A 10,661-nucleotide genomic window follows, 5' to 3' on the forward strand; every position below is an offset into this window, starting at 1 on the left:
TATGAATGAGCTGTACCCTTGGTTAACACCGCTTTGGGCGGAGTGGAAATCGAGCCTCGAACACCAACGTTTTGCCAACGCCTCGATGTTGATTGCACAGAGTGGCATGGGGGCAGAGCAGTTGGTGGACAGACTCTCAAGAGCAGTGATGTGCCAACACGACCATTCTGAGCCGTGTGGGTTTTGTCATGGTTGCCAGTTGATGCAATCGCAAAGCCATCCCGATTTTCATCGAGTGGTGCCTGAAAAAGAGGGCAAAGCGATCACGGTTGAACAGGTGCGGCAGTGCAACCGGTTAGCACAAGAATCGTCCCAACTTGGTGGCTATCGACTGTTTGTGATTGAGCCGGCTGAGGCAATGAACACGTCCGCCTCGAACGCTTTGCTCAAAACCTTGGAAGAGCCAGGGGAAAACTGTCTGTTCCTTTTGGTGACGCACCGTCAGAATCATCTGCTTGCCACCATCACCAGTCGCTGCCAGCAATGGTATCTCAATACGCCGAGTGCCACCGACGTCGCAGAGTGGTTGTCACATCACACACAAAAGGCGGTGCCAGCCTTTGCCGCCCATATTCATGCGAACTCCCCGCTCGATACGTTGGCGTTTATTGAACAGGGGGGGGAATCTCAGTATCAGCAGCTAGAGTCCGCCTTGCTTGCGTTTTTGGTCAGCCAAGACGATGGGGTGAAGCTTGCTAAGGAATTGGCGAAAGCGCCCGATGAGTCTCTACCCTGGTTATGGACCTTGCTGACTGATGCACAAAAAATTCATTTTTCAGTGAGGGATGAGGCGATGACACCTGGCTGTCAGCGTGTAGCTGAGACAGTGTCTTACGCGCAGCTCTACCAACATACACAATCACTGACTAAACTTATTAATCAACTGAGTGACCACCCAGGGCTCAACGCAGAGTTACTGATCATGAGTTGGTTGTTCTCATTAAAAGAGGAATTATGTTCGTAGATTCGCACTGTCATCTGGATAAGCTTGATTACCAAGAGCGACATAATGATGTGGCTGATGTCATAGAGAAAGCCAACGCTGCTAACGTCACCGAGTTGCTTTCGGTGGGGGTAACGCTTGATTCGTTTCCCGATATGTTGGCTATGATTGAGCCTTATGACAACGTACACGCGTCGTGTGGGGTTCATCCATTGGACGTCGAAAGTGACTTTGCCCTTGATCGCCTACATGAATATGCTCGTCATCCGAAAGTGGTCGCGATTGGTGAAACGGGCCTGGATTATCACTATCAGCCTGAAACCGCTGACCTGCAAAAACTGCGCTTTGAGCAGCAGGTCGAGCTCGCGGTCAATGTGAATAAGCCGCTGATCATTCATACGCGCAACGCACGAGAAGATACTCTGGCTATTTTAAGAGCAGGACAGGCAGAGAAATGCGGTGGTGTCATCCACTGTTTTACGGAAGATCTTACCTTTGCTAAGCAAGCGATGGAGTTAGGCTTTTACATTTCCATCTCTGGTATCGTGACGTTTCGACAAGCAACGGAGTTGAAAGACGTGGTCAAAGCGTTGCCACTTGATCGCTTGTTGATTGAGACCGATTCTCCCTATTTGGCCCCGGTCCCTCATCGCGGCCAACAGAATGAACCTGCCTATGTGGTTGAAGTCGCCGCATACATTGCGAAGCTTAAGTCTTGCGGCCTACATGAGGTGGCCGCAGCCACAACGACGAACTTCAAAAAACTTTTTTTAAGATAGAAATTAATGGCGGTATAAAAAAGGGGCGCTCGCCCTTTTTTTTTGTTACAAGCGTCACGTATCTGACTCATCAAACCAGTGTTCACCAAATCTGTTGAAGATGCGAGACAAAATTTGTTCAAATGTAATTTTGTTACATAAAATAACAATCTATTCTATTTTATTTACGCCATAAAATTAATGTTGTGCAATAAAAACTTCATATTTTTCATGGGGATAAGTTGGTATAAGGGCCTTGTTTGGCGCTTCGTTACTGTGATCTATCTAGTAGTTTGAAACTTATTTTCGTAACGCGCTAGAAAGTTTGTTCACCATCAAGATATATTTAGAGGCAGAAAATATACTGTCATATGTGGTTACATTTTCTTTGGGTGCTAACATTTAAGGCTGCGGGGGTGTGCCGTTAGTGCCCGATAATTCTTATAACTTTTCAGGAGCATAAACATGTTTAAGAATCTTTTTGCTAACCTGCAAAAAGTAGGTAAATCACTGATGCTACCAGTATCAGTATTGCCTGTTGCAGGTATCCTACTTGGTGTTGGTGCTGCCAACCTTGGTTTCATTCCAGAGATTGTATCAAACCTAATGGAACAAGCGGGTGGTTCAGTATTTGGCCAGATGGCACTGCTATTTGCAGTGGGTGTCGCTCTAGGCTTCACTAACAACGACGGCGTAGCGGGCCTTGCTGCTATCGTTGGTTACGGCATCATGACGGCAACACTAAGCGTTATGGCTGGCGTGATGGGCGTTGAGAAAATCGATACGGGTGTTCTCGGTGGTATCCTAGTCGGTGGTGTGGCTGCGTGGGCGTTTAACCGCTTCTTCCGCATTCAATTGCCTGAGTACCTTGGCTTCTTCGCTGGTAAGCGTGCTGTGCCAATCATCACTGGTTTTGCAGCTATCGCACTGGGTATCGTACTGTCTATCATCTGGCCACCAATTGGTTCAGCGATCGGTGCGTTCTCTCACTGGGCTGCAGAGCAAAACCCACAACTTGCATTCGGTATCTACGGTATCGTTGAGCGTTCATTGATCCCATTCGGTCTACACCACGTGTGGAACGTACCTTTCTTCTTCGAAGCAGGTCAATGTGTGAACGCAGCAGGTGAAACTCAAAACGGCGTACTGACATGTTACCTAGTGGCAGATGAAGCGTCTCGCGCAGCAGGTAATGGCTTCGGTCAGCTTGCAGGTGGCTACATGTTCAAGATGTTCGGTCTACCAGCAGCGGCTATCGCGATTGCACACTCTGCTAAGCCAGAGAACCGCGTTAAAGTTATGGGTATCATGGCGTCAGCAGCGTTGACTTCATTCCTAACAGGTATTACTGAGCCAATCGAATTCTCATTCCTATTCGTTGCGCCACTACTTTACGGAATCCACGCTCTACTTGCTGGTTCTGCATACGTTGTTGCTAACACTATCGGCTTCGTACACGGTACATCATTCTCTCACGGCTTGATCGACTTCCTAGTACTTTCTGGCAACGCTCAGAAGATGGGTATCATGATCGCGACTGGTCTTGTTTACGCAGCAATCTACTACGTAGTATTCCGTGCAGTGATCAAAGCGATGGACCTAAAAACTCCTGGTCGTGAAGACGAAACTCAAGCTGAAGCGGCGGCGTCTGGTTCAGACATGGCTGGTGAGCTTGTTGCAGCGTTCGGCGGTAAAGCAAACATTACAGGTCTTGACGCGTGTATCACTCGTCTACGTGTTGCGGTTGCTGACACAGAAGTGGTTGACCAAGACAAACTTAAGAAATTGGGTGCAGCAGGCGTTGTAGTCGTCGCAGGTGGTGTTCAAGCTATCTTCGGTACTAAGTCTGACAACCTTAAAACAGATATGGATGAGTGGATTCGTAACAACGGATAATCCCTACCCTCATCGATAGATAGAAAAATGCCAGTCAAGTGACTGGCATTTTTTATGGCTTAGCGTTACTAAATGTGCACGGCTGACACTCAGAAACGCCAATCGATCCCCAATGAAATTTTCGCATCTTCGCTGCGCTTTTTCGGGCCTAGGACTTCGGTCTCAATGTTGTGATAGCGGCCTTCCACAAAGATATTAATGTTCTGACCATTCACATAAGCTTGCATCCCTTGAACCCACATCAAATCGACAAAGTTGAGGTCATCAATACCGTCGACAGCTTGTCCAGACATCGCTTGAATGACGGTGTAGTGGGTGTCATTCCAAGGCTGCAAGGCATAAAGGTTGACCGATGCTAAGTGGGCATCTTTCGCCCCCAAAGAGTGCAGCACAGATTGAATCTCATCAACGCTACCGCCACTGTTTTTGGCGATGCGGCCTGCCGCTTTATTGAGGTCGACATCCACATAAGTGTAATTCACTGAAGGGAAGAACTTTGTGGTGCCGTTGGCGGCTTCCAGAGGCAGCATGTAGCCTGCGGTGTAGGAGTCTGCCAGCTTAGTGCCATACAAGTCGATATAAACCCCGCCCACACGACTGTCAAAATGCGCCATGCGTGCACGCATGTTATCTGTATCCGTAAAGTATTCACCAAAGAGCACGGTTTGAGTTTTGCCTTCTGGTCCCGCATCGTAAAGGTTGGCAGCGCCATAGCCGGCAAACAGCTTTAACTCACCGCTGTCTGTGTTGACCATAGTACCAATGCGAGATTGGGTATTTCGTGGATCGAACGCGTGCAACTCATCCGAGTCCGCAGCAAAAATTGGGCTAGAAGCGAGGGCCAGAGCCACTGCACAAATCGTGGTGTTTTTCATCGTTATACCTTTTTCGTTGTTGTGCGCCAGCGAAGGGAGAGGGCGCTTACGACGTATCCTAATGAGATCAAAAAATGAGAAACATAGAGAGGGGGTTATTAAACACATAACAATCGAAGATGTATGTCTTGATTGAAATGTGATGTTCTCCGTGACGTTAGCAAGAGGTATGGAAATTGTTGCGATTTACTGGAAGGTATATCAAGTTTCAGCGCTCATAGTGGAGAGGCTAGGAATAGATGAGACAAAGGATTTCTTTCATTTATCTCTACTGGTTATGAGTAAGTTTGTTGGCAGTTATTCAAATATGTTGACCAAGTTCGTCTAATTTCCCTTACTGCCATTTTGAATCAACTCGCTATAGTAAAAGCAAGGTTTTTACAGTGAACGAGAATAACGAAGGTGAATTATGGGCAAGCTAGTTGAAGGCGTGTGGCACGATGTGTGGTACGACACTAAATCAAACGGCGGTCAATTTGTGCGCGAAGACGCCGGGTTTCGTGATTGGGTCGTCGATGAAGAGGGCGCGCGTTTTGCGCCGGAATCCGGGCGCTATCATCTTTATGTCTCGCTCGCGTGTCCTTGGGCTCACCGAACTCTAATTTTTCGCCGCCTAAAAGGGCTGGAGTCTCATATTGATGTCACTGTGGTCTGCCCAGATATGATGAGTGAAGGCTGGCAAATGGGGCTGCCTGAGCCGCTGTTTGGTCATACGCGATTGCACCAAATCTACACTCAGGCTAAGTCCGACTACACAGGGCGCGTTACGGTGCCTGTCTTGTGGGATAAAAAGCACAACACCATTGTCAGCAATGAGTCGTCAGAAATCATCCGTATGTTTAATCATGCGTTCAACGACTTGACGGGCAATACTCTCGATTACTATCCAGACCATCTCCGCGAAGTGATTGATGAGTGGAACGATTTTATCTACCCCAACGTCAATAATGGTGTCTACCGCTGCGGTTTTGCGACGACGCAAGAAGCGTACGAAGAAGCATACGATAAGCTGTTCTCTGCGTTGGATAAGCTTGATACTCATCTCGCGAGTCATCGCTACCTAGCGGGCGGTCAGGTAACGGAGGCCGATTGGCGTTTGTTTACCACCTTGATTCGTTTTGATGCTGTGTATGTGGGCCACTTTAAATGCAATAAGCAGCGTATTGAAGATTACCCGAACTTGCACGGTTATCTAAAAGAGTTGTACCAAGTGGAAGGGGTCAAAGAGACCACAGATTTTTATCATATTAAGCGCCATTACTATTTCAGTCACACCGGGATCAACCCCACACAAGTGGTACCTAAAGGACCAGAATTAGACCTCGATTCTCCCCACGGACGAAAGGCCATCAGCGCTTAACTTAATCCCCCGCACTTAGCGGGGTTTTTTATGCCCTATCACAGAATTATCTGCGTTAGTTCCTACACTGAACATTGGACAGTTAGCAAGTGGGAGGGCGTATGGAGTTACAACATCTCGTCAGCGATGAGCAGCTCTTTTGGCATCTTTTGATTGCGTTGATGCTTGGGGCGATTGTTGGGACACAGCGTGGCTGGGTGATGCGCAATAATGCGGAAGGCACGCGCGTTGCAGGGATCCGAACCTTCTCTCTCGTAGCGGTACTCGGCGCGCTGGTCGCGATTTTAGCCAAAGTCTATTCCCCTTTGCTGCTGGGTTTTGCTTTTGTCGCCTTGGTGATTCTTGCTTGTGTGGCGTTTGTCGCGCAGCAAAAAAACAGCACCAGCATCAGTATTACCGGTGTGGTCAGCTTGCTGATGACCTTTGTTCTCGGCGCGCTCACGGTCTCGGGGTACGCTGTCTTGGCTGCGTCAGCGGCGGTGATTACGGCAGTGGTGCTTGATAACAAACGCGAACTGCACCAAGCCCTGCAACGTCTACAAGAGTACGAATTGGACGCGGCACTGCGGCTATTGATGATCTCCATCGTCTTATTGCCATTGCTACCAAATCAAACCTTTGGGCCTTGGAATGCGCTCAATCCATATGAAATTTGGTGGATGGTGGTGTTGATCGCAAGCATCTCTTTTGTGGGCTATTTTGCGATCAAAATTGGCGGTACCAAACGGGGTATCTTGTTCACTTCGCTATTTGCTGGATTGAGCTCATCGACGGCGCTGACATTGCAATTTTCTCATCTATCACGGGAACAGCCGCATTTGAGCGGTTTACTCGCTACGGGCATATTAGTCAGTTGTGGCACCATGTTTCCGCGTTTACTGATTGTGCTAAGCGTGATTAACCCCTTACTGGTCGAGCAAATCGCTTACCCAGCGTTAGTGACGATGGCAGCACTCTATCTGCCCGCATGGTGGATTTGGCGCCGCTGTCATATCGAGCCTGTCGAACCCAATAGCAAGCAAAGTAACCCACTTGCGTTGCAATCGGCCTTGCTGTTTGGTTTGGTGCTCGCGGGGATCATTTTACTTTCGCATGCCTTGACTGAGTGGTTTGGTGAGTCGGGTGTGCTGATCCTGGCGGGGATCTCTGGCATGACAGATGTCGATGCAATTTCTCTCGCGCTGGGCAGACAAAGCGTGACCATATTAAGCGTAGAGGTGGCATCGCTGGCGATCTTAATTGCGGCGGCGGTGAATACGTTAGTAAAAATGTCAATGGTGGCCATCATTGGTGGCCGGGTGCTATGGCACAAAGTGGTGCCGGTTATGAGCTCCGCCGTTATGCTCGGCGCCGTTATGTATGGCTTGGAATAATAGGGAAATAAAAAAGCCCTCCAGTAGTCGGAGGGCTTAAAAGAGTCTCGCAAGAGCCGTGTTTACTTCTGCTCTTGGTCTGCTTGAATCGCTGTCAGCGCGATGGTGTAGACGATGTCATCAACCAAGGCACCACGAGATAGGTCGTTCACCGGCTTGCGCATACCTTGCAGCATTGGACCGATAGAAACAAGGTCAGCACTACGCTGTACCGCTTTATACGTCGTGTTACCTGTGTTTAAGTCTGGGAAGACAAATACCGTCGCTTTACCTGCAACAGGCGAGTTCGGAGCTTTAGACGCTGCCACATTCTCCATGATCGCCGCGTCGTACTGTAGCGGACCGTCAATCACTAGATCAGGACGTTTTTCCTTAGCAATGCGTGTTGCTTCACGCACTTTATCGACGTCTGCACCTTTACCAGACTCACCGGTAGAGTAAGAGATCATCGCAACGCGAGGATCAATACCAAAGGCCGCAGCAGAGTCTGCAGATTGAATCGCGATTTCCGCCAATTGTTCCGCCGTTGGATCTGGGTTGATCGCACAGTCGCCGTAAACCAGTACTTGGTCGGGCAGTAGCATGAAGAACACAGACGAAACGATAGACGCATTCGGCGCAGTCTTAATGATTTGGAACGGAGGAACGATGGTGTTCGCCGTAGTGTGAACCGCACCTGAAACTAGGCCATCGACTTCGTTGTTTTCTAGCATCATGGTGCCAAGGAATACGGAGTCTTCCAGCTTCTCACGTGCAACCACTTCAGTCATGCCTTTCGCACCACGAAGCTCAACTAGACGAGCAACGTAGTTTTCACGAATAGCGTCTGAGTCGATGATTTGCACACCAGCGCCAAGCTCAACACCTTGCTGCTCTGCAACGCGGCGGATTTCAGCTGGGTTACCTAGCAACACACACTCAGCAATGCCGCGCTCTGCACAGATGGCAGCGGCTTTCACTGTACGTGGTTCGTCGCCTTCTGGAAGTACGATACGCTTGCCTGCTTTACGCGCCAGTTCAGTCAGCTGGTAACGGAACGCGGGTGGACTTAGGCGACGTGATTTTTGCGTGCCTTCAGTCATAGACTCAATCCAGTTACCGTCGATGTGGCCAGCAACGTGTTCATTGATGAACTCGATACGCTCTTTATCATCTGCGGGAACTTCGATGCTGAAGCTTTGCAGGTTCAATGATGTTTGCCACGTGTTACCTTGTGCTTTAAAGATAGGTAGACCAGTGTCAAACGCTGGCTGACAGAGACCTGCGATTTCCTTAGGAATGTCGTAGCCGCCGGTCAGCAAAATAGCACCGATGTCGACGCCGTTCATTGCCGCCAGTGATGCGGCAACGATAACGTCAGGACGGTCTGCTGAAGTCACAAGCAGTGAACCCGGTTTAAAGTGCTCGATCATGTTTGGCAAAGAGCGCGCACAGAAAGTGATGCTCTTAATGCGGCGAGTGTTGATGTCACCAGCGTTAATGATGTCTGCTTTTAGGTGCTCTGCCATGTCGATAGCGCGTGTCGCGATGAGATCGATGCTCCAAGGCACACAACCTAGTACACGGATAGGAGAAGTGTTGAAGATCTCCATCACTTTTAGCTCGCTTTGCTTCGCGCTGTCTGCGTCATCAAAGATCTCAGACAGATCAGGGCGAGTACGACCCGCTTCGTCAACCGGCGCGTTGAGCTTGTTGATGATCACGCCAGAGATGTTTTTGTTCTTAGTGCCACCAAAGTTTGAACACGCAACTTCAATACGCTCTTTCAGTTGCGCAGGGTTATCGGTACCCGGTGTGGCGACAAGCACGATTTCTGCGCCCAATGTGGCCGCGATTTCCGCGTTCACTTGGTTGGCAAATGGGTGCTTACGCGTTGGCACAAGACCTTCGATCAGGGTTACGTCTGCATCTTTGTTGATCTGGTTGTAACGTTCAACGACGGTTTCTAGCAACTCGTCCATGTTGTCGTTACCGATCAAGCTTTCCGCGACAGACATCGGCATTGGCTGGCCGATTTTCACATCGCTGTTACGGCCCACAATCGTCGAGGTGAGATCCGGTTGATCGCCACCGCTACGAGGTTGACAGATTGGCTTGTAGAAAGAAACTTTAACGCCTTTACGCTCCATAGCGCGAAGAACACCCATACTCACGCTGGTCAGACCGACGCCAGCACTGGTAGGGATAAGCATAATAGTACGAGACATTCGTAGAGTACCTTTAGCTATTAGGGGGAGTTAAGCACAGTGACATAAACGATAGAGAGGGAGAATGCCAGTTGTGCCCCTTGGTCATCACAGTTCGCTGTAATTGACCGACTTCAGTTAGAAAACCGGCTAGCACTTGGCTAGCCGGTGAATCTGATTAAAGACCTGCTAGGCGAGCAGTGTCTTCGGCAATGACAAGCTCTTCGTTGGTCGAAATCACCATTGCTGGGATGCGGCTGTCTGCAGTTGTGATGGTGCCTTCACCGCCAAAACGTGCTTTCAGGTTTGCTTCACCATCTACTTCGATACCGAATACGCCTAGACGGTTCAATACCATCTCACGGATTGGGCCAGAGTTTTCACCGATACCGCCAGTAAAGACGATCGCGTCTAGACGGCCTTCCAGTGTCGCAGTGTAACCCGCTACGTATTTCGCTAGGCGGTGACAGAATACGTCCATCGCACGCGTTGCTTCTTCTTTTTGACCGTAGTTGTCTTCAACGAAACGACAGTCAGACGTCACTTCAGTTAGACCTTGTAGGCCAGACTCTTTGGTTAGCATGGTGTTGATTTGCTCAACAGAGTAACCTAGTGCGTCGTGTAGGTGGAAGATGATTGCAGGGTCGATATCACCACAGCGTGTACCCATCACCAAACCTTCAAGCGGTGTCAGACCCATGGAGGTGTCTACTGATTTACCGTTCTTGATTGCACACACAGATGCGCCGTTACCTAGGTGACAGTTGATGATGTTCAACTCGTCAGCCGGTTTACCTAGACGCTCAGCTGCTTCGCGAGCGATGAATAGGTGTGATGTGCCGTGCATGCCGTAGCGACGGATACCGTGCTCTTTGTACAGGTTGTATGGCAGTGCGTATAGGTACGCTTCTTCAGGCATAGACTGGTGGAAAGCCGTATCAAATACCGCAGACATTGGTAGGCTAGGGAACGCTTTTTGAGCCGCTTTAATACCAATGATCGCTGCTGGGTTGTGAAGAGGCGCCAACGTTGCACAGTCTTCGATACCTTTCAGTACGTCGTCAGTGATAAGCGCAGATTGCGTGAATTTCTCGCCGCCGTGTACCACACGGTGACCGATCGCTTTCAGTTGCTGTGCAAGTTCTGGCTTAGAAGCAAGAATAGTTTCAACGATGAAAGAAAGAGCTTCATCGTGCGCAGCGCCTTCACCAAGTTGTGCTTCGTGTTTGCCATCTAGTTTCCATTTGATACGCGCTTCTGGAAGATGAAG

The 10,661-nt window shown here is 49.3% G+C and carries 8 protein-coding genes; 5 read left to right on the forward strand and 3 right to left on the reverse strand.

Annotated elements, in window-relative coordinates; all coding sequences use genetic code 11:
- Window position 1 precedes the first annotated feature (1 nt).
- From holB to ptsG, 3 genes are all read left to right on the forward strand, one after another.
- On the forward strand, window positions 2-964 hold the full coding sequence (holB, locus tag AC6R0S_RS09470) for a DNA polymerase III subunit delta' (RefSeq protein WP_500632681.1): 963 nt from the start codon (window positions 2-4) through the stop codon (window positions 962-964).
- A complete protein-coding gene (locus AC6R0S_RS09475; RefSeq protein WP_500626110.1) occupies window positions 955-1,722 on the forward strand; it encodes a TatD family hydrolase in 768 nt (255 codons plus the stop codon). Before holB ends, AC6R0S_RS09475 begins: the two co-directional genes overlap by 10 nt.
- Window positions 1,723-2,166: 444 nt before the next feature.
- Window positions 2,167-3,597, forward strand: a complete 1,431-nt coding sequence (gene ptsG, locus AC6R0S_RS09480; protein ID WP_500630298.1) for a PTS glucose transporter subunit IIBC — start codon at window positions 2,167-2,169, stop codon at window positions 3,595-3,597.
- An 89-nt stretch (window positions 3,598-3,686) separates the two neighbouring features.
- Here ptsG and AC6R0S_RS09485 read toward each other — a convergent pair whose 3' ends face one another.
- A complete protein-coding gene (locus AC6R0S_RS09485; RefSeq protein WP_500637783.1) occupies window positions 3,687-4,472 on the reverse strand; it encodes a hypothetical protein in 786 nt (261 codons plus the stop codon).
- A 409-nt stretch (window positions 4,473-4,881) separates the two neighbouring features.
- Between AC6R0S_RS09485 and AC6R0S_RS09490 the strand changes: the two genes are divergently transcribed.
- Both AC6R0S_RS09490 and AC6R0S_RS09495 read left to right on the forward strand, forming a co-directional pair.
- A complete protein-coding gene (locus tag AC6R0S_RS09490) occupies window positions 4,882-5,832 on the forward strand; it encodes a glutathione S-transferase family protein (RefSeq protein ID WP_500637784.1) in 951 nt (316 codons plus the stop codon).
- A 101-nt stretch (window positions 5,833-5,933) separates the two neighbouring features.
- Complete coding sequence (locus AC6R0S_RS09495) at window positions 5,934-7,205, forward strand: MgtC/SapB family protein (protein WP_500637785.1); 1,272 nt, start codon at window positions 5,934-5,936, stop codon at window positions 7,203-7,205.
- Between the two features lie 62 nt (window positions 7,206-7,267).
- Here AC6R0S_RS09495 and pta read toward each other — a convergent pair whose 3' ends face one another.
- On the reverse strand, window positions 7,268-9,412 hold the full coding sequence (gene pta / locus AC6R0S_RS09500) for a phosphate acetyltransferase (protein WP_487901124.1): 2,145 nt from the start codon (window positions 9,410-9,412) through the stop codon (window positions 7,268-7,270).
- A gap of 157 nt (window positions 9,413-9,569) precedes the next feature.
- A partial coding sequence (locus AC6R0S_RS09505; protein WP_500637786.1) for an acetate kinase occupies window positions 9,570-10,661 on the reverse strand: 1,092 nt, incomplete at its 5' end.

The sequence above is a fragment of the Vibrio sp. R15-SG3-ISO1B genome (genome assembly GCF_059833835.1).